The sequence below is a fragment of the Galactobacillus timonensis genome, assembly GCF_900240265.1.
Taxonomy (GTDB): Bacteria; Bacillota_I; Bacilli_A; order Erysipelotrichales; family Erysipelotrichaceae; genus Bulleidia; species Bulleidia timonensis.
The window spans coordinates 2,122,717-2,141,918 of sequence record NZ_LT964739.1 but is presented as its reverse complement, the minus strand read 5'-3'; the positions used below and the strand labels follow the sequence as shown (position 1 = coordinate 2,141,918).

The 19,202-nt window shown below is 47.5% G+C and carries 18 protein-coding genes, 1 pseudogene and 1 other annotated feature (1 of these 20 running past the window's edge); of the genes and pseudogenes, 1 reads left to right on the top strand and 18 read right to left on the bottom strand.

All coding sequences use genetic code 11. The features are described 5' to 3' along the window. Positions 1-45 precede the first annotated feature (45 nt). Both C1714_RS10155 and C1714_RS10150 read right to left on the bottom strand, forming a co-directional pair. On the bottom strand, positions 46-1,329 hold the full coding sequence (locus tag C1714_RS10155; protein WP_102343058.1) for a helix-turn-helix domain-containing protein: 1,284 nt from the start codon (positions 1,327-1,329) through the stop codon (positions 46-48). Positions 1,330-1,462: 133 nt separating this feature from the next. Then, positions 1,463-2,461, bottom strand: a complete 999-nt coding sequence (locus C1714_RS10150; RefSeq protein ID WP_102343057.1) for a glycosyltransferase family 4 protein — start codon at positions 2,459-2,461, stop codon at positions 1,463-1,465. Between the two features lie 59 nt (positions 2,462-2,520). On the opposite strand from C1714_RS10150, the gene C1714_RS10145 reads away from it, so the two are divergent. Beyond that, a complete protein-coding gene (locus tag C1714_RS10145; protein WP_102341502.1) occupies positions 2,521-3,633 on the top strand; it encodes a transposase in 1,113 nt (370 codons plus the stop codon). Positions 3,634-3,688: 55 nt separating this feature from the next. On the opposite strand, the gene C1714_RS10140 is transcribed toward C1714_RS10145, so the two are convergent. The 16 genes and pseudogenes from C1714_RS10140 to C1714_RS10075 form a co-directional block, all read right to left on the bottom strand. Beyond that, on the bottom strand, positions 3,689-4,468 hold the full coding sequence (locus C1714_RS10140) for a tyrosine-protein phosphatase (protein ID WP_102343056.1): 780 nt from the start codon (positions 4,466-4,468) through the stop codon (positions 3,689-3,691). Next, entirely contained in the window at positions 4,465-5,202 is a 738-nt protein-coding gene (locus C1714_RS10135) for a CpsD/CapB family tyrosine-protein kinase (protein ID WP_167850013.1), read from the bottom strand. Before C1714_RS10135 ends, C1714_RS10140 begins: the two co-directional genes overlap by 4 nt. Position 5,203: 1 nt before the next feature. Next, positions 5,204-5,914, bottom strand: coding sequence for a YveK family protein (locus C1714_RS10130; RefSeq protein WP_102343054.1), 711 nt, complete (start codon positions 5,912-5,914; stop codon positions 5,204-5,206). Between the two features lie 226 nt (positions 5,915-6,140). Next, entirely contained in the window at positions 6,141-6,593 is a 453-nt protein-coding gene (locus C1714_RS10125; RefSeq protein ID WP_210115294.1) for a sugar transferase, read from the bottom strand. A gap of 495 nt (positions 6,594-7,088) precedes the next feature. Next, positions 7,089-7,346 (bottom strand): hypothetical protein, encoded by a 258-nt coding sequence (locus C1714_RS14290; protein WP_210115293.1) that lies wholly within the window; start codon positions 7,344-7,346, stop codon positions 7,089-7,091. Positions 7,347-7,469: 123 nt separating this feature from the next. Beyond that, entirely contained in the window at positions 7,470-8,201 is a 732-nt protein-coding gene (locus C1714_RS14435) for a relaxase/mobilization nuclease domain-containing protein (protein ID WP_245305096.1), read from the bottom strand. 37 nt (positions 8,202-8,238) lie between these two features. Then, positions 8,239-8,466 (bottom strand): annotated as a pseudogene (locus tag C1714_RS14690) (relaxase/mobilization nuclease domain-containing protein); the annotation flags it as partial. Between the two features lie 385 nt (positions 8,467-8,851). Then, a complete protein-coding gene (locus C1714_RS10115; RefSeq protein ID WP_102343053.1) occupies positions 8,852-11,017 on the bottom strand; it encodes an FMN-binding protein in 2,166 nt (721 codons plus the stop codon). Positions 11,018-11,132: 115 nt separating this feature from the next. Further along, the gene (locus tag C1714_RS10110; protein ID WP_102343052.1) at positions 11,133-11,615 is read right to left on the bottom strand and encodes a helix-turn-helix domain-containing protein; all 483 of its coding nucleotides are present in this window, start codon (positions 11,613-11,615) and stop codon (positions 11,133-11,135) included. A gap of 121 nt (positions 11,616-11,736) precedes the next feature. Further along, entirely contained in the window at positions 11,737-12,216 is a 480-nt protein-coding gene (locus C1714_RS10105; protein WP_102343051.1) for a hypothetical protein, read from the bottom strand. After that, complete coding sequence (locus tag C1714_RS10100) at positions 12,213-13,718, bottom strand: Y-family DNA polymerase (protein ID WP_425349054.1); 1,506 nt, start codon at positions 13,716-13,718, stop codon at positions 12,213-12,215. The genes C1714_RS10105 and C1714_RS10100 overlap by 4 nt, the downstream gene beginning before the upstream one ends. 61 nt (positions 13,719-13,779) lie before the next feature. Further along, on the bottom strand, positions 13,780-14,793 hold the full coding sequence (locus C1714_RS10095) for a sigma-70 family RNA polymerase sigma factor (RefSeq protein WP_102343049.1): 1,014 nt from the start codon (positions 14,791-14,793) through the stop codon (positions 13,780-13,782). Between the two features lie 128 nt (positions 14,794-14,921). Further along, positions 14,922-16,598, bottom strand: coding sequence for a M14 family metallopeptidase (locus C1714_RS10090; RefSeq protein ID WP_102343048.1), 1,677 nt, complete (start codon positions 16,596-16,598; stop codon positions 14,922-14,924). Between the two features lie 15 nt (positions 16,599-16,613). After that, on the bottom strand, positions 16,614-17,354 hold the full coding sequence (locus tag C1714_RS10085) for an amino acid ABC transporter ATP-binding protein (RefSeq protein WP_277662582.1): 741 nt from the start codon (positions 17,352-17,354) through the stop codon (positions 16,614-16,616). Continuing rightward, positions 17,347-18,012 (bottom strand): amino acid ABC transporter permease, encoded by a 666-nt coding sequence (locus C1714_RS10080; RefSeq protein ID WP_102343047.1) that lies wholly within the window; start codon positions 18,010-18,012, stop codon positions 17,347-17,349. Before C1714_RS10080 ends, C1714_RS10085 begins: the two co-directional genes overlap by 8 nt. 12 nt (positions 18,013-18,024) lie before the next feature. Continuing rightward, the gene (locus C1714_RS10075) at positions 18,025-18,969 is read right to left on the bottom strand and encodes a transporter substrate-binding domain-containing protein (RefSeq protein ID WP_102343046.1); all 945 of its coding nucleotides are present in this window, start codon (positions 18,967-18,969) and stop codon (positions 18,025-18,027) included. Between the two features lie 143 nt (positions 18,970-19,112). Next, positions 19,113-19,202 (bottom strand) — a binding site (T-box leader) (it continues 122 nt past the right edge of the window).

Here is a 19,202-nt window from a genome sequence, read left to right as displayed (position 1 = left end):
CGTGAAAGAGTAATATCTACTAACAGATCGACGGCTTTCGCTGAATTATCGTCTCTTTAGAACGTATGGCTTCAGAACCACTTCATCCGAATTTGAAATGTTATGGAGCCCGAATTCATAGAATTTCTTTGCCGTTGGGTGGCTGAGAAATTCAAGAAGCTGAAAGGATGACTTGCCGTTCAGCTTTTCTTTTGGGTACGAGTTGATGTTTTCAGAGATGATATTGCATGCATGCTGGTCAATAAGACCGATTGCCTTAAGATCGCAGCCTTTGGGACAGATTTCCCGAAGAAGGAGATGAACGTTTTCGATCGATCCTTTCTGCCATGAAGCCATCGGATCACAGAAGAACATCCTTGTCCTGCGTGTTCCATCGGATCTGACTTCGGCCTGGTCCGCACATGTAAATTCTGAGCCTCTGTCTGTCTTAATGACTTCTACTTCCCTGTTGAACAAGTCATGTCCGAGAATCTCATCAAGGAGATTGATGCCTGCAAGCATATCAAGTGCGGTTTTCTCTTCATGATACAGACAGAGCAGAAGATCGTACCGGAGGAACTTGAATGTCTGAATAAAGGGACCATTCATGGAATCGTTATATACAGTGTCCATTTGTACGACTCTGGCATTGGGATTTGCGGCCATGTATTCGTCGTATTCCTTACTGGTCCGGCCTTTGGTATAGGAAAGGTCTCTGCGAGGCTTAAATTGCCGCTTTTTGGAAGGGGTTCTGCGGACCTGCATCTTCAGATCCAGACAGTTGATGGGAACGCCTGCTTCCGTAAACACGCCGGTTTCGATATAGGTGTAAATGGTCTTTTCGCTCAGGCCAATCTCCGGATGTGCTTCCAGAATGGCGTAGACGGACTGTCCTTTCTCAAGCAGGGGTTTAATCAGTTCACCAAGTTTCCTTATCGTACTGACCGTAGCGTTAACTCCTGAACGAGATTCCACGAGAGTATCCCGGTAAGCAGAGTGGGCATGATCGGCATAGTATTTGAACTTGTTAAACCGGCAGCTGTTATACTTCCCGCAGCCGTTGCAGGCCCCGGGAGAGCGGTCTCTTCTCGCACAGGTAAACTGAACAAAATCCGTACAGTTAGTTGTACAGATCCTGTTGAACCTGCAGTGAGGGTAGGCGGCACATTCCAGAGGCAGCTTGAACTTGTATGCAAGCTCTCTGTGCCGCTCAATCTCTTTGCCGATTGTAGACTTATCCTTGCCGAGAAGATCCGCTATAGCTTTCTTGCTTGATCCGTTTTCAATGCCTTTCTGAATGATCTGACGATCACCAAATGTAAGATGCGACTGTTTTTTGGCGGCTTCCATATAGGAACCTCCTTTCAAGAAGAAGCCGTCGATCCTACCAATATGATACAAGAGGAATGAAAGAGTAAATTCAACTGGAAGTTAGTGAAAGACATACTTCCACTTAGCACTCCCTGAAGTGGAATTTAACTTTTCACTTCACAGCTAAATAAGAGCTGTTCTCCACTACGGAAATGATCGGCATTCCACTTTGTAGATAGCTATAATATTTACTTGGGGCGCACATCCCTCTCAGACCTTTTTCAAGACTCACAATACCGCAGCTGCTAATTCCAACAGCCTCTTCAAAATCTGTGCCTGTAAGAAATTTAATCACCTGCACATTTGGCAATGGTCTAGTTCTCCTGATAATTTCTGCCATTTTCCCACCATGTCCTACAACAAAAAATTTAATGTGGCTTTCATCCTTCAGGATTTCCATTGCATCAAGGATTGTTTCCATATCCTGACATATGCCCATATTTCCAAAGTAAGAAACAATAAAATCCTTCTGATCATACCCGAACTTTTCAAAGGTATCCCGTTTTACACGAATGGCTGACTCATGCGCCCAATTGGGGATTACTCTCACCTTATCTATCGACAAATTCTGCCTCCTTCTGAGAAGGAACTCCTTCATTTCATCCGTAAGAGCCACCACATAATCAGCTCTTTTGAATAAAGAATTGTTAATCCAAGTCATAGCTTTTGCAATAATCCCATCTTTTCTCAGGCTATTAGAAGCATAAGCTACCTCCGGATACACATCGTAGGAGACAAATATAATTCTTGTTTTATATAAAATATTTGCCCAGATTGCTCCAGCCGGTAAAATCGGCGGATTTGAATAAACAATAATACATTTGTATTTCTTCATTACTCTTACATTCAGTATTACTCCAGACGTAAATGATAGATAATTAATAATCCGGGCTATGGTTTTGCCTCTCTTTAATTGCAAATAATGAATTCTTTTTATAAAAACGCTATCTACTTTTTCTTCATCAGGAACTTTTCCGAATGCGTTATATTCTTTTGGATATCCACACAACACGCCTACAGACAATCCAGAATCTGCTAAGTATTTCGCTGTATCCCATGGTAAAGTAGCAGAGGAGTTGTATTCCGGATAAAAGAATTGACACAAAAGCATTACATCATTTTTCTTTTAAAGCCGGTTTTGCACAGTGTTGCACTGATTGTATAATCTGAATGATCCGTGAGGATCTAGAAAGATTATTTTCAGGCAGGCAGCTGTGCAATCGTGCGTGGTGGCCAGGCATGGCTGTCTGCCTGAAAACATGGCCACCACCCATGAATAACAAATACCATACAAAATCTCGGAGGCAGACGCCCTGGGACGATTTTGACGATCGTTCAGCTACTGAGAATTTTATTCGTGATCAAGTAAATATCCTGTATGAACAAAGACATGCCTCTTTGAAAGGTTCATCGGAGATCGATCTCTTGAATTCCATAGAAGTCACTAACTGCCATTTGTGCGGATCAGGCTCGATAAGAAGAGCCGGACATACTAGCAATGGTATTCAGCGCTATTACTGCAATCATTGTCACCATTCCTATACGGTGACCACAGGAACCTTGCTGGAAAACCATAAAATTCAGATTGCGGAATTGATAGATTACTGGCGTAATCTTTTCCGGTTTGAAAGCTTGTCCTCTGATTCATGGAATAACAAAAATGCCGCGACAACTGCGAAATACTGGTTCCTCAAAACTGGTATTCTTCTTAAAGACTGCCAGAAGAACATCGTATTAAGCGGCCGCATCTACTATGATGAAACATATCTTCCCGTACGCAGTGAAGACATTATCCGAAAGGAAAACGGTCAACGCTTGAGAGGACACTCAATAAATCAGATCTGCATCGCTGTAGCTACCACCGGCGTGGAAACCTACGTCACATACATTGGACGAGGTCAGCCAAAAGCAGAAACGATTTATGATGCTTTGAAAGATCATATCAAACCTGGTTCACAACTTGTCACAGATAAAGATCCAGGGCATAGAATGCTGGTCAGAAAATTGGGCTTGAAGAATGAAGAACACGATTCCAAAAAGATCAAGCGGCTTCCGGATAATGAGAATCCTCTGAACACAGTAAACCAGATGCACAATCTTCTGCAGAAATTTCTGCGTGCCCACAGTGGGTTCAAAAGAGATGATCTGAATGATTATCTGAACATATTTGCTTTCATTGTGAATCCACCGGAAGACCAACTGGAAAAGATCAAAAAGTTGCTGGAGCTCGAGATCAATACACGAGAAACTCTGAAATACAGAGATGTATTTGCGAAGAAATAGCCGTTATTCAAGTGTTAAGTGCAACACTGTGCAAAACCGGCTTTTTTCTTTTTCATCAATACCACCTCCCCAGAAACTTCTTGGGGCAATAAATTTCAGTTATCTCCGGTGTCACTCCCCCAAAAATATTATGCGCATTTTGAATCAGTCTTTTTTTCTCATCCTTGGTTAACAAATCTAATCCTTCTGCAAGATTGGGAGGCCTCTTATCAATAGAGTGCGCATCACTTGCCATAACGTGAACAAGATTCCATTTAATTAGCTTATGGCATATTTTTGCTTGGCTTCCTTTCCGTAAAATTGTTCCAGCATTTATTTGTGTAAATATTCCTTTATCAATCCAGTCACAAAGGATCGGAAGATTGTCCATTACGTATGGGTATCGCTCGATATGAGCAATTAACAAAGTAATTCCCATTGACTGAAGGCTATAAATTGTCTCATCAAGGTATGGAGGCTTTCTGTCCGTCGGAAGCTCCATAAGCATAAAGTTTGTTCCTTCAATACATAATTTTCCTGCATCAATCCTAGAAAGATTTGGGGAATAATATACCTCTGCTCCTAACTTAATATTTATATTGGCCGCTGCTTTAAAATTTAAGATAGCTTTCGACATTAATTTCTTTTTTGCAACAAGTCTTTTTTTTAAAAAGTCATCTAACTTTATTTTTTCGCAATCAAAATGGCTTGTCATAGCAATTTCGGTAACGCCACTCTGATATTCCATCTGTAGCATTTTTATGGAAATAGATTCATCTTTTGCCCCATCATCAATTTGCGGAAGAATATGACAATGCAAATCCGCCAATGGAGATTTTATATTCTCGTCTTTCATTCCTTTTTATCTTTGTCATAGCTATAGTAGTAATCGTTGTATGAATAGTAATAGCCAGACTGATGCCCAGTTCTCTTCGCATCAAATCTTGTGAGTATTATTCCAAATATTTTTACATTGACATCTTCTAGCTTCTTCTTCGCAAGCTGAACCATTTCAACTGGTGCGAAGTCCGAGCGCACTACTAGAAGTACTCCATCTGCTATTCCGCCTACTATTGTTGCGTCCGTTACGACTGAGACAGGCGGGGTGTCAATGATCACATAATCAAATGCCTTTTTTAATGAATCCAAGACCGACTTCATTTTCGGAGTAGAAATAAGCTCAGCTGGATTGGGTGGTACAGTCCCTACAGGTAATACATAAATTCCCCAATCTTCTTGATGGTATATTGCCTTTTCAATCGGACAGGTATCCATCAAAACATCGGTAATACCAAATCCTTCGCTATGCATATGTAAAAATCTATGAATGGTAGGCTTTCGGAAATCACAGTCTACAAGGACAACGCTTTTCCCTTCTTCGGCAAGAGTGATTGCCAGATTTGTTGATACGTTGCTTTTACTTTCCGTTTGCAATGCACTGGTTATTACAAAACTTTTAGCATTCTCCGTTGCTGCAATAAACTTCAAATTTGTACGTAATGATTTATAAGCCTCTCTGTAATTAAAAGGGGCTTTCTCATTTGTCACTAACATTAGCTTTCGAGGAGTACGTTTCTTCTTTTTATTCATCTTACTTGTTTCCTCCGCCAAGTTCCGGAATAACACCAAGAACTGGCAAACCAATGTATTTCTGCGCGTCATTATCATCGACGATTTTTCTTACTGTAAACAATGAGCGTATTACTATAGCAATGATTGCAATAAGTAGCCCTAAAGCCCCCATTAGCAAAGTGTTTTTTTCAACATTAGGTGTTACAGGATCATCACTTGTTTTCACATGACTAATTACTTTGCACGAGCCCGCTTCAACCGCATCTACAATAATATTCGGCGCAACTTCTGCAATATCATCTACAATTTCTGCAGATAGGTCCTTATTCTCATTTCTAACTGCCACTCTCATAACCTGAGTGTCATCCACCGCATCTACATAAACATTTTCATTCAGGTCGTCATATTCTATATTCAAATTCAGATCATCAATCACTCTGTCTAAAACAGTATTGCTTTTAATAATGACCGCATAGGTAGAAACAAGATTTTGAGCAGATATGATATTGTCGTTCGTCACATTGCTGTTATTGTTTTCTCTTGTATTCACTATCATCATGATCGACGATTCGTACTGCGGTACAATAAAGTATGTGGAATAAAAGTATCCGGCAGCTCCCATGCAAATTACAAAGAGTAGCAAAAGCCAGAAATACTTTTTTATCTGTCTTAGAAGATCCAGCAAATCAAAGGTGTCTTGCGTAGTTTGATTCGTATTTTCATTGTTCATTCCTAATTATTCTCCTGATTTCTCATAACGAATGCCTTATCCAGCATCTGATAGCGTATATTTCATCTTGCCCCTTCATGTGTAAAAACTAATCGAGCTGTCTTAATAATGCATCTGCAATCTAATCCGATGCTTCTTTTTTTATGTATTCCACTTCGTACTTAAGCTTTTCTTCCGGGCCGAGATCATACCCTCCATTTACCTGTGCCAGTCCGGTAAGGCCCGGCTACACTTCAAGTCGCTTTGGAAAATCCGGTATATATTCTGAAAACTTCTTATAAAAGTATTCTCGCTCCGGTCTCGGTCCAACTAGACTCATATCTCCCTTTAAAATATTCAGCAGCTGTGAAAGTTCATCCAGCCGGGATTTTCGCAAAAACATTCCCACTCTTGTGCAACGTCCATCATCTTTATCTGCCCATTTAGGGCCATCTTTTTCTGCATCTTCGACCATGGGTCGGAATTTATATATCATGAACGTCTTCCCATCCTTTCCCAGGCGCTCCTGCTTGAAAAGAACTGGTCCTGGAGAATCTATTTTGATCAGAATTCCGATCACAATCATCGGGATCAGCAATATCGCAAACGCGATAGCTGACAGGATAATGTTCAATCCCCTTTTAAATGAGAGATACACCTGCAAATGTGCTGACGCACAATCCGCATTAATCTTCTCCATCACTAACTCTGTTCCCCTCACATCTCACACTCTTTTTACCGCAAACAAATAAGCAGGTCTCCGGCGCTATTTAAGCGCAGAAAACCTGCTTATTTTTTCCAATATGCGTATTTATAGATACCAAAAAAAGGCAGACTACTCCTCTGTCTGTCTGTCGAATAATGCCGACCAGATCATCATTTGTAAAGTCTTTTTTCATATTTATTAACTACTTCCCTTGGAAAAAATTACTAATATACTATACCATGGATATAATCAATAAACAAGTTTGAACCGATGAACAAATCGTTCACTTTTTCGCACGTGATAATTAATTCCCCAGCAAAAAATGTAGAACTGCCATTTTATTCTGCGAACGGAGCCTTCTTTTTGTTTCAATTTTCCAAATGGTAATTATTCAGAAGGCAATTTTTGTGCGAGCAGTGTTTGTGTAGCCACAATCCGCTTTCCGCAACTGGTTGGGATTCATCCCAAGCCCTTTGAACACCGGCACATTTATGTCGGTGGCTGCGCGTTCGGAGAACGCTTGTTTCTGCATCCCATCATGTTCACTATAATCTTTTCCAAGATCATCTCCGCATTCTTCCTGGCATTTTCCATAGCTTTCATGCGTTCCTTGGCCTTTCTATATTCTGCGTAGAGTTTTTGCTTCTCTTGAATAAGCTGCTGGTATTCCGTATTCAGATCCTTAATCTTCGGGATCTTCCCATTCGGCAAGTTGCCGAAGGCTTCCTTTGCAGCTTTGTGCAGCATGATCTCTTCCCGATGTGTTTCCAGAAATTTCTTGCTGTAGCCGGCTTCCCGATACTGCTTGTAAGTTTCCCTTGTCTTGCTGTAGTTAATGATGTGTGTCTTCAGCTCTTTGATCTCAGAGAGTCATGTTTCCCTGGATCGGATATCTGCTTTCAGCTGTTCGCAGCGCTGCACCGCTGATTCCGCAGATTCCCACAGCTGTGTCATGCTGTGAATATTCTCTTTCTGAAAGAAACGGAGCGTATCGACTGTCATGCCGAGATTCTTTTTCTTTGCCCAGCGCTCGTAACCACGACCTTTGTCGAGGATTCTATTCTCAATAACTATCAGAAGATCAGGTATCAAACTTTGTCCATCATGGTGTAGCTCCCGCACGTTTGCGCCGGCGATTCTCTCAGAAATAGCATCCTGCGTATAGTCTTCACCAAGAGAATCCAAGCGGATGAATTTTTTCTGCCGTCGTCCTTTGACAGCCGGATGCTTTCCACATTTCAACTCATATCCATGTTCCGGCAGAAGCTGGTAGAAAGCATTCAGATTTTCCGGATTCTGCTTCAGACAGGAATCAATAACAGAACCCAGTTCATTGCGCATCGTATGCCGCTTCGGATACACCGTACGCTTACTGCGATCAGCATATGGTTTCTTTTCAATAATGGAATATCCATGTTCCAGACAAATGATGTCGCTGAGATGCTGCAGCGCAAGTCCTGAATAGAAGAAGTTCTTGAATTTTCTGGTACAGTCGCGTGTAGTGGAATTGAAGATGATGTGATAATGGATATGAGCACGGTCCGTATGAGTGGAAACTGTAAAAGCGTGTTTTCCCTTGGTTGAATCGCATGGCTGTTTCATATCCGAGTTTATTGGCTTCCTCAGGCGTAATTTCACCGGGTTTGAAGGACTGCCGGATCTGGTAAGCAATAATATTGCCCTTGTATTCTTCGCCAGTGACCCGCTGATATTCCCGCTTGGATAACAGGAACTCCATTGCTGCGGTTTCCGGTTCGCATTCATAGGAACTGATCAGCTCACCCTGCTTTGTCTTCAGTGGATTCTGCGTATAATCCAGACGCTCATTCAGACACTGGGCAACCGTCTTGCCCTTATTCACATGCATGGCAATCAGTTTCGTTGCTGCCATAGGATCTCCTTTCATTTTTCTCAAGGCAAAAAAGAATGCCGGATCATCCGCAGCACAAATAGCACAGATAACCCGGCACATAATGACATAAAGATTCTATCAGGAATGCAGAAAGTGAATCGGTCCGTTCCGCGCCTCCTCCAGTACTGCAATGACAAATGACGCAGCGAACAGAATCAGGAACAGTCCGGCTCCGATCACGGTGGTAATACACACATCCAGCCAACGCTGTTAGAGCTGGGCAAAATTGACCAAATGGCCTTTTTCACCCGACCCGAACAAAGGGCCGCCCTTTTCCATGTTAGGCGGCTCTTCTTCGTAGGAATTGTTATCGTTTCGTTATCGCTGCTTCAGAATAATCTCAGTCAGCGTATGTGTTGGCAATTGTCTCACCAACGAGATGGCCCGATGTCAGTGCCCAGCCCTGTGCACAGCCGCCGTATGTGACATAAGCCTTGTTTGACTCATTGAGTGTACCAAGCGAGTTATTTCCGACCGCATACAGATTATCAATCGGGGTACCATCTTCTTTTAGTACATTCATATTCGTATCGATATCAAGACCTCCGCATGTCGAGTAGACATAAGCTGCACCCTTGATGGCATAGAACTTTCCATCGGAGCGGCCATGGATTGAATCCAGGTTGATCGTAATACCAAGCTGCTTGCCAAGATCAGCGATGGAATCAGCTTCATATACATCATTGAACTTCTCACCCATCGCCATGATGTCATCAAGATTCGCGACCGGGTCACCATTGGTGAATTCCGTCGTATCCTCCGTAACCTGTGAGAAGAACATCGGAATCGTATAGGTGCTGTAACCGTCGTTCTTAATGGCGTTGTACTCATCCTCGTTGAGAAGCACATAGTAGTTGGCACCGGCTTCCCACGCATTGAATGAAATGCCAAGACCGTTGTAGTTCGGATCGAACTCATTGCCCTTCGAATCAATCATCGTATAGTTCATATCATTGACCAGAGAAGACAGAATACTCTTGTCCGTATCACTGTAATCATCCGAGCGGATGATTGTATCCAGTGCCGCAATATGGTCCTCTACCGCAACATCCGGATTGTAGAGAGCAGCTCCGAGATCCAGCGCCGCATTGATGCCGAAGCCGTTGCACTGCGTCATTCCCTTGGTATGCCATACCGCACCCGTATACTTCTGCGTCATCTCTGCGTTTCCGATGAAGCCGCCATCCGCCAGAACAACGGAATCACCATACACATCATAGATTGTGCCGTCGTAGTACTCACCCTCGACGCCGACGACCTTGCCATCTTCGACCAGCAGCTTCTTTGCGGTCAGCTCGGTCATATAGTCGTTCTTGTCATTCATGGCCTTGGCTTTCTCCATACTGTTGACGTAGGCATCATCCTTTGTACCGCCGTCCTTGCCGGAATACATCGTCCACAGCTTCCAGCCGTGTGCATCATAGAAGGCAAACATCTGCGGAAGGAAGCTGAAGTCATAGTTGTCCTCCAGCCACCCGAAGGTCTTGCCCGACTCATTGATGAACATCTTTACGATATCCGGTTTCGCATCGTTATCGGTATATTCCATCCAGGCATTGAACAGCTCGTCCTCATCGACAAACTTCTCACCGCCATTGGCTTCTACCTGTGCCTTGGGATTTACGCCCAAAGGACCGGCCGTATTCGTACCGTTGCCGCCGATCTTGGCTGCCGTTTCCATGCCGAAGACCGTGGCACCGTTCAGCGCCGCACTCAGATAGGTCGCAACACCGGACGAGCCAAGACCAACGATGATGGCATCATAGCCATCCAGCGTCACTGTCTTCGTGCTCTTTTCAACCGGCGTATACCACTGACTCGAATCACCGCCATTCTCATCGATGATATTGGCAATGATCGACTTGGCCGCATTGCTGGAAACGGTAGCACCGCTGATCGAATCCACGGCCAGGCTCTGCGAAGCAATGATCCGCGGATACAGATTGTCTTCTACTGTCTTGTACTGTGCACTGTATTCATCTTCGTCTGCCTGTGTCGCCGAACCTGCACACACAGTTTCAATGTCTGTAATCTTATTGTCCTTGAAGGTGACGGCAAGTTCCATTTCCTTCATGATGCCGAAGGACGGTGCCTTGCCATTGTAGGTCCCATCTGCCACAACCGCGTCCGCTGCCGAAGAAGATGCTGTTCCTGCCGCCTGGGCAAGGTCATCCGCAACACCCTTCTGAACCGCTGTACTCGTGTAGGTTGCTCCGGATACCAGGTCGAAATCCGCGCTGTTGCTCGAAAGAATGTTTTCCTTCAGCGTATCGAGCGCCGCACCTCCGACACTTGGTGTCTCACTGTCACCGACCAGTTCCACATCCGAAATCTTTCCATCCGCGATGGTAAGCGTCACCGTAACCGGGCCGCCAAAGCCCTGCTGCTGACTTGTGTAAGTGCCATCGTTCAGGCCCGAATCGTTCGCTGCATTGCTGCTTCCTGCACATCCTGCCAGGGATAATGCAAGCAGAGCACTGATACCGACTGCTGCTAACTTTCTCATACACTTCTTCCTCCGGCAGAGATTGTAGCAGTTTCCACAATAGAAAAGGGATCGTATTTTGCGACCCCTGAATAAATCTGATTACTTCTGCTTCCGGAATAGAATATTAGTAAAATCACCTGCTTGCAGTCTTCTTATGCAGAAGATTCACTGCCAGGTTGACCACCGTCACCAGCACGCCCAGCAGGATCAGAATCCATCCCACACCGATCATCCAGAAATCCTCATGCAGAATGCCCTGGGCATCCACGTATTCAACCGTCGCACCTTTGATCAGAAACAGCGCAACCCCGCAAAGCACCAGAATCGCACCCGCCCAGGCAGCGACCATCATGCGCTTCGCTCTTCTTCCTTCACTTCCATCTTCAATCAGTTTTTCCGTCATATCATTCATATTGTCATCTCCTCCTAAGATCAGCCAGTCCAGGGACACGTGGAAGGTTCTGGCAATCTCCACCAGCATCCCGAGATCCGGAAGATTCTTTCCATTCTCCCAGTTTGAAACAGCCTGACGCGTCACATGAAGTTTCTGTGCCATCTCTTCCTGGGTCAGCCTGTTCTTATTCCGGATTTCTCTGATCTGCTGTGAAAATTCCATACCTGTTCTCCCTGCGGCTCTTTCTTTGTAGGCGAAGAGTCGCCGATCTTCAAGAAAGCGGTTCTTGCACAGCCTCTTTTATCCATCTTTACGGCCCGCAAGCTCCGCTTTCCCTGCCTGTTTACTTCTGTTCTGCATCATTCGGCTGCCTTTCTTCCTCGAAGATATCCTCTTCACGGGCAAACACCGACGACTCGATTCCGTCAATGTCCTCCACACGGTACATCTTCTTGTTCATCAGCTGAATGATATGTTCCGTCTCATCAACCCGCCGCAGACAGCCGCTGACCTCCTGGTACATACCGCCGTCTTTCACGGCATCCGGCACAAAGACAAGCAGACGCACCATCGGATGCACATCCTTCAGCTGGCTCAGAATGGCAATCTTCTGATCCAGAATCTGACGCTCCTCTTCACTCAGTATTCGACGCTGCTCGGTTGTCCGCGCCTCTTCCGCAATCAGCTCCTTGTACCCGGTGAGGGCATCGAACGGAAGAAACTGTGCCGCCCGCTTAGCCATCGGCATCGGATGATGATACTTCGACTGCGGCCGGGGACGATCATACAGATCCTCGTACGGATCACGAACCTTCCCGCTCATGCGTGATGTCCCCCGATCTGCCGGTTGCGCTTGATGGTCATCGCATCCTCTTCAAGATCCATTGCCTTGACAATGGAGTTCTTTCCGTACTTCTGCTGTATCTCGAGGATCGCCTTCTGTGCCTTTGTCTCCCGCTGGCGGCGGCTGCGCTCCTTCTGTATCTTTTGATCCAGGGCATCCGCATCCGAAAAAAGATCAAACCGGCCAACTTCTCCATAGGCTTCCGCCTTCTTCTCATCGATAACATTGCCGGCCGAAAGATAGACCCGCCGCACATACATCGCCGGGTCCGCAATCGCCTCATAGATCTTCACAAAGGCTCTGGTCAGTTCTTCGGAGGAAGATGTCCAGTTCTCCAGCCGCAGCCCCGCATGCGCACCGGCTGGAATTCTGCGGCCGTAATAGTCCATGGCCATGCCGCCGGGATGATCTTCGATCGCATCATCCTCGCTGCTTGTACGGTCAAAGCCGACATACAGCCCCACTTCCCGCGTCATCAGGTGTTTCTTCACAAGATCCAGCGCCAGAAGGTCTGCCATCTCCTTGATGATGAGCAGCCCCTTTTCATGCGTATAGGGCTTCAGAAGCACCTGTCCCTGCGACAGACTTTTGACTTCCGGATGATAGGCCTTGATATCCGCAATCTTTACCGGCTCATAACCCCACGCATGATCAATCAGCAGCTCCGCATTCACGCCGAAAATTTTATACAGAGTCTCTTCATCCTTCAGAGAGTATGCCGCAAGGTCCCCCATCGTATGAATGTTCAATGCCGCCAGCCTTGCCGCAATGCCATGGCCGACCCGCCAGAAATCCGTAATCGGCTCATGTGCCCACAGCTGCCGCCGGTAGCTTGACTCGTTTAAGGACGCAATCCGAACCCCGTACGCATCGCCCGGGATATGCTTGGCCACAATATCCATCGCCACCTTGGCAAGATAGAGATTGGTACCGATGCCTGCCGTAGCAGTGATGCCGGTCGCCTGAAGCACATCGAAAATCATCTTCCGCGCCAGGGCATACGGCGTCATATTTGCCGACGAAAGATACGAAGTCGCATCAATGAACACCTCATCAATCGAATAGACATGAATATCCGCAGCCGCCGCATAGTTGAGATAGATCCCGTAAATCTGCTGGCTGGTAAGAAGATACTCCTGCATCCGCGGACAGGCAATGATGAAGTCCAGCTTATAGTCCGGATGTTCCCTCAGTTCATCGGCATTGCTCGAAGACCCCGTAAAGTACTTCCCGTGCAAAGCCTTGAGACGCTGCTCATTGATCTTCTTCACGGCCTGCTGCACTTCAAACAGCCGCGCCCGTCCCGGAATCCCGTACGCCTTGAGCGAAGGTGAAACGGCAAGACAGATTGTCTTCTCGGTCCGGCTGGCATCCGCCACAACAAGATTCGTCTTCAAAGGATCCAGATGCCTGCTTGCGCATTCCTGGGAGGCGTAAAAAGATTTCAGATCAATCGCAATGTAGGTACGCTGCTTCATCATGGCTCTATTTTATAAGAAAAAGCCGGCACATTTTTGTGCCAGCTCTGTTCTTTGTTTCAGATTACGCCTGCAGGAATCCGGCCAGACGCTTGGAGTTTGCCGGCTTTGCCAGCTTGGCAAGAGCGGTGGACTCAATCTGACGCACACGCTCACGCGTAACGCCGAATGACTCACCGACTTCGCTCAGAGTCTTGGGACGGGAACCGTCAAGACCGAACCGCATCCGGATTACCGCAGCCTCCTTGTCCGACAGATGGCTCAGCAGCTCCTGCAGCTCATCAGAAAGAGCTGCCCGGTTTGCACTGTGCTCCGGCGTCTCGAACTTCTCATCTTCCAGGAAGTCTTCCAGCTGCGCATTCTCATCCTCGCCGACCGGTGTCTCCATCGAAACTGTCTCCTGCGTCAGGCTCTGTACCTCACGCACCTTCTCCGCCGTCAGATCACCGAGATACTTTGCGATCTCTTCCGGATTCGGATTGCGGCCAAGCTCCTGATTCAGTTCACGGGCAGCCTTATTGACACGATAGGCCGTCTCATGCATGTGGACAGGGATACGAATGATTCTGCCCTTATCCGCAATGGCACGGGTAATGCCCTGACGAATCCACCAGGTCGCATAGGTCGAAAACTTGAAGCCCTTCTCCGGCTCAAACTTATCAACGGCACGCATCAGACCGATGTTGCCTTCCTGAATCAGATCCAGAAGAGGCATACCGCGGTTGGCGTACTTCTTGGCGATCGAAACAACCAGACGAAGGTTCGAATTGATCAGAAGCTGTCGCGCCTCTTCATCGCCCGCCTTCGCTGCCTTTGTAACTTCGCGCTCCTTCTCCAGGCTCAGCAGCGGATAGCTGCCGATCCGGCGCATATAATCTTTGATCGGGTCATCCAGAGAGCCAACCGCATAAACGACGCTGGTCTCTTCCAGGATAGACTCATCTTCGTTATTCTCCGCGTCTTCGTCAACTTCTACTTCATCATCCGCGGGTTCTGCTTCTTCTTCCTCTTCTTCCGCCAGAATATCTTCATCTGTCGGCTCAGCCAAATCCATTGCGCTGTTCTTCTGCTCTTCCATTCCGCCACCTCCATCTTTTATGTATGCGGAAAGTAATAAAGCATATTTATTGAAACATTTCAATGGGTTTGTGAAACAAATTGTTGAAAATCCAACTTTATTGACAACTTATCGAAATATTCACAATCTCACAGCACAATGGAAGCGGTTGCACACCCTGCCTTCGCATTTGAAACACTCAGCTCAAGCTTTGTTCCTTCCGCGGCCAGCACGATCCAGGTCACCTTCTTTTTCGCTCTGGCGGCGGCCTGTGTCGTCAGGTTTCCATAGAAGCTCATGAATGTCTTCGAACTACCGTATCCCTGCAGCTCAGGAATATCGAAGCTTGTCTTAGGCGAAAGAATCGTTCCGCCGCTCAGTTCAACCTTCACCGGCGTATCCTTCTTCAGATCCTTGGCCGATTCAGAGAGACTGGTGCTCATATAGCCATGGTTGCCGATGATCGCTTCCACTTCATAGACACCGTCCTTTACCTTCTTTGCTGTAAAGGAATCAATCGCCAGATGAGGCGCCGCCTTTGCAAGGGAGATCATGAACTTCGTCATCGGCTCCAGCACCGACAGCAGCATGTCTTCGGGCGGATTCTGGATCGTAAACTTCCAGTTGAAGCCGCCGACCTCAACCTCGCCGAACTGCGGATGCTCGACCGGCGTCCAGTCCTTGTAATACTGCGGCGCATGTTCCTTGACCCACTTCATGCAGGCATTGAACCGCTTCAGCACCGTCTTCATGTCTTCCTTCTGACCACCCCAGTTTCTCGGGACGCCAACCTTCGAATCCAGATCCCACAGCTCCACCGTATATGCCGGAATGCCTTCATTCTGGAAGCACCAGTCATCGAAGGCACCGGAATCGTAGTTTTCCTGATCATGGATGAAGCTGTCAAAGATGTTCAGCGGCACGTAGCCCGTCGCTTCCTGCCCCATTTCAGCCAGTGTCTTGAGAAGATCAATGTCTTCCGGATGCGCTTTTGTAGAAGGCTTGGTTCCGGGCGGATACAGGATGAGTCCGCCGCTGGTATGATTCGTCGAAACACAGCAGATATTCGGATGGGAAAGGATGAAATCAACCATCGCATGCGTCTCCGGATTATAGAGAGGATACGGTCCGGCTCCGGGCTGACGGCCGTCCGGGAACCAGCCGAACGGATAGTTGCGGTTGAAGTCCAGCGCCCAGTCCTTCTTCTTCATCTTCAGATTCTCATCGCCGTCAAACGACTCAAGCATCCCTTCCGTGAAAATATCGTAGAAGGTTCCTTCCGTATCATCCGGCTTTCGCAGTGTCATTGTCGACCCGTCCTGGGGATCGATCTTCCAGGCACCATAGGGCGTCTTGATCCGCATCATCCGGACCACATCATCCCCATCGAGATCCTTTTCATAGATGCCGCCGGCTTCCGGCTTATAGACACGATCCGCGGAACGGATCGAATACGGCGTCGTCAGATAGGTTTCCGCACCATCGGGGGAAACTCTGGGAACAACGTAGACCGTCATCTGATCCATCAGCTTTGTGACACCATCGTCACTTCCGTAATTGGTCAGCAGATAATCTGCCGTATGCATCGCTGCCATTGTACCGGTCACTTCCCCGGCATGCGTACCGCCGTCAACATAGAAGGCCGGCTTCTTCAGCGGATCCGAGTCAGGCGAAGTAATGGTCAAGGCAAAGATGTTTCTTCCTTCCGGTGTCGTGCAGATGCTTTCGACGCTGACCAGTTTCGCAAATAATTCTTTCAGATTGAAAATATTGGACTTCAGCGTCTCGTAAGTCCAATAGCTGTCATAGGTAAATGTCGTTTTCATTGGGATCCTTTCCGATCAGAGAACCTGAGACAGGAATTCCTGCGTACGCGCCTGTTTCGGATGGTTGAAGATGTCATCCGGCGTCCCTTCTTCACAGACCACACCGCCATCAATGAACAGAACACGGTCACTGACTTCCTTGGCAAAGGCCATCTCATGCGTAACAATGACGCAGGTCATGCCCGATTCGGTCAGTTCCCTGATTACTTCGAGAACGCCCTTGACCATTTCCGGGTCCAGAGCGGAGGTCGGCTCATCAAACAGCATCACTTCCGGATGCATCGCCATGGCTCTGACAATCGCAAGACGCTGCTTCTGGCCGCCGGACAGCTTTCTTGGGTATTCATTGGCCTTGTCCTCGAGGCCGACCTTCTTCAGAAGCTCCATTGCCTCCTTCTCGGCCGCCGCCTTGTCTACATGCTTCTCCAGCGTCGGCGCAAGCGTAATGTTGTCCAGCACCGTCAGATGCGGAAACACATTGAACTGCTGGAATACCATACCGATGCGCTGGCGGTGAAGATCCAGATTCGTTGAACCTGCGATCAGTTCCTCGCCATTAAAGTAAACATGGCCCGAGGTCGGAGTCTCGAGCATGTTCAGGCAGCGCAGAAACGTCGACTTGCCGCCGCCGGAGGGACCAATGATCGTAACCACCTCTCCCGGATAAATGCATTCATTGATGCCCTTGAGCACCTCGAGATCTCCGAAGTTCTTACGAAGATCCTTTACTTCAATAATCGGTTTTTTCTCAGTCACTTACAGCAAGCCTCTTTTCCATTTTCTTCACCAGCCATGTCAGTACCATGGTGATCAGCAGATAGATACCCGAAATGATGAACAGCGGCTGCCATACCAGAAATTTGTTGGCCAGCAGCGTACGCGTGTACATCAATTCATATAACATAAATGTGCCCGCAAGAGAGGTCTCTTTAACCATCGCAATATACTCATTTGCCAGTGCCGGCAGAATCGACTTCACCGCCTGGGGCATCACAATATGGCGCATGCAATGGCTGTACGTCATGCCCAGCGACCGCGCTGCCTCACTCTGTCCGACATCCACCGACTGAATGCCAGAGCGGATGATTTCGGAAACGTAGGCGCTCGAGTTTAGGGACAGCGACAGCAGAACGCAGAACGAACGCGACATCACGTTCAGCGCCGGAATTGCCATCGGAAGAAAATAATAGGCAATGTACATCTGCACCAGCAATGGCGTACCACGCAGCACATTGGCATAGACAGCCGCAGCCTTGCTCAGCCACCCGACGCGGGAAATCCGCATCAGTGCCACCAGAATACCGAGGATACTTCCGAAGAATACCGCTATGAACGCATATTCCAGCGTCCCCGCGGCACCTCTCAGGAAGATCGGCCAGTATTCCATGAATACCTGAATAATGCCCTCTCCCATACTATTCTCCTGTTATTCCTCGTCCGTAATTCCGGCTTCCACCTTCGCCTGATTGTACCAGTCGGTATAGAGCTCGTAATCGTTGACGACCGTAATGATTTCATTGACTGCATTGATCAGAGATGTTTCACCCTTCTTGGCAGCGATGACGTTTCCTGCATAGTCTTCATACGGTGTCAGATCGAATTCCACCGAGGACTTGGCAAGCTTCCCATCCGAAGAGGCTGCGTAGCTTTTCGCTGTATTGCAGTCAAGAGCTGCCGCATCCACCTTGCCGGTCGAAAGATCAAGAATCGCCTGATCCAGTGACGTTACCAGCTGCAGATTGGCATCCGGAATCTCGTCTTCGACATACATTTCCTGAAGGCTGGAAGCCTGCGCATCAATCGTCTTGCCCGAAAAATCCGAGAGGCTGCTGTAGGAATCAACCTGATCCGCCGGAACCAGAAGACCATGGCACGCCGCCTCGCTGCTGCCTGTATAGCCAAACGAAAGCTCATAGTTCTCCGCCCGGTCTTTCTTATAGCCAAAGCCCGAGATGCCAAGATCCGCCTTGCCCGTATCAACAGCAGTCAGGACGCCCGAGAAATCCATCGCTTCAATCTGCAGCTCAACGCCCAGGTTGTCCGCGATGTACTTTGCCAGCGTCATTTCCGATCCCTTCACTTCACCGGTGGCTGCGTCGACGAATTCAGCAGGCGGATAATCCGGTGACGTTGCCACAACCAGAACCCCTTTATCCAGAATATCTTTCAAAACGCCATCCGCATTGCTCAGATCAAGACTGGCCATCGGTATAGCCGTCGCATCGGCCGCCGCCGTTGAAGCTGCTGAGGTTGAAGCAGATGTTGAGGAAGCTGCCGATTCAGCAGCCATTGAAGCGGAGGAGCCGCAGCCCGCAAGCGCAAGAGCACAAACCATTCCGAACGTGATTCCATTGAATTTTTTCCCTGTCATTTTCTTTCTCCTTCAGTTTTCTTTGTTCTGTTATCATTTCACTGCCTGTAATGCGTTCCAGAGAAATACGTCGTCGCTCTTCCATCGGGTTCTCCTCCTTTCCTTCTCATCAAAGACCGGACATAAAATAAAGCCGTCTCCATTACAGAGACGGCTGAATCAACCGCGGTACCACTCTTATTGCCAGAACTGTTCCTGACCTCTCAATGCGTTAACGCCGCCTGCGTTTCCTC

Coding starts and splice junctions, on each gene's coding strand:
- C1714_RS10100 (WP_425349054.1), bottom strand. CDS start 13,718: ATGATGAAGCAGCGTACCTACATTGCGATTGATCTGAAATCTTTTTAC.
- C1714_RS10105 (WP_102343051.1), bottom strand. CDS start 12,216: ATGAGCGGGAAGGTTCGTGATCCGTACGAGGATCTGTATGATCGTCCC.
- C1714_RS10080 (WP_102343047.1), bottom strand. CDS start 18,012: ATGGGAGAGGGCATTATTCAGGTATTCATGGAATACTGGCCGATCTTC.
- C1714_RS10090 (WP_102343048.1), bottom strand. CDS start 16,598: ATGAAAACGACATTTACCTATGACAGCTATTGGACTTACGAGACGCTG.
- C1714_RS10095 (WP_102343049.1), bottom strand. CDS start 14,793: ATGGAAGAGCAGAAGAACAGCGCAATGGATTTGGCTGAGCCGACAGAT.
- C1714_RS10145 (WP_102341502.1), top strand. CDS start 2,521: ATGATCCGTGAGGATCTAGAAAGATTATTTTCAGGCAGGCAGCTGTGC.
- C1714_RS14435 (WP_245305096.1), bottom strand. CDS start 8,201: ATGAAACAGCCATGCGATTCAACCAAGGGAAAACACGCTTTTACAGTT.
- C1714_RS10075 (WP_102343046.1), bottom strand. CDS start 18,969: ATGACAGGGAAAAAATTCAATGGAATCACGTTCGGAATGGTTTGTGCT.
- C1714_RS10155 (WP_102343058.1), bottom strand. CDS start 1,329: ATGGAAGCCGCCAAAAAACAGTCGCATCTTACATTTGGTGATCGTCAG.
- C1714_RS10135 (WP_167850013.1), bottom strand. CDS start 5,202: ATGAATAAAAAGAAGAAACGTACTCCTCGAAAGCTAATGTTAGTGACA.
- C1714_RS10140 (WP_102343056.1), bottom strand. CDS start 4,468: ATGAAAGACGAGAATATAAAATCTCCATTGGCGGATTTGCATTGTCAT.
- C1714_RS10150 (WP_102343057.1), bottom strand. CDS start 2,461: ATGCTTTTGTGTCAATTCTTTTATCCGGAATACAACTCCTCTGCTACT.
- C1714_RS14290 (WP_210115293.1), bottom strand. CDS start 7,346: ATGCTGCACAAAGCTGCAAAGGAAGCCTTCGGCAACTTGCCGAATGGG.
- C1714_RS10115 (WP_102343053.1), bottom strand. CDS start 11,017: ATGAGAAAGTTAGCAGCAGTCGGTATCAGTGCTCTGCTTGCATTATCC.
- C1714_RS10125 (WP_210115294.1), bottom strand. CDS start 6,593: ATGGAGAAGATTAATGCGGATTGTGCGTCAGCACATTTGCAGGTGTAT.
- C1714_RS10110 (WP_102343052.1), bottom strand. CDS start 11,615: ATGGAATTTTCACAGCAGATCAGAGAAATCCGGAATAAGAACAGGCTG.
- C1714_RS10130 (WP_102343054.1), bottom strand. CDS start 5,914: ATGAACAATGAAAATACGAATCAAACTACGCAAGACACCTTTGATTTG.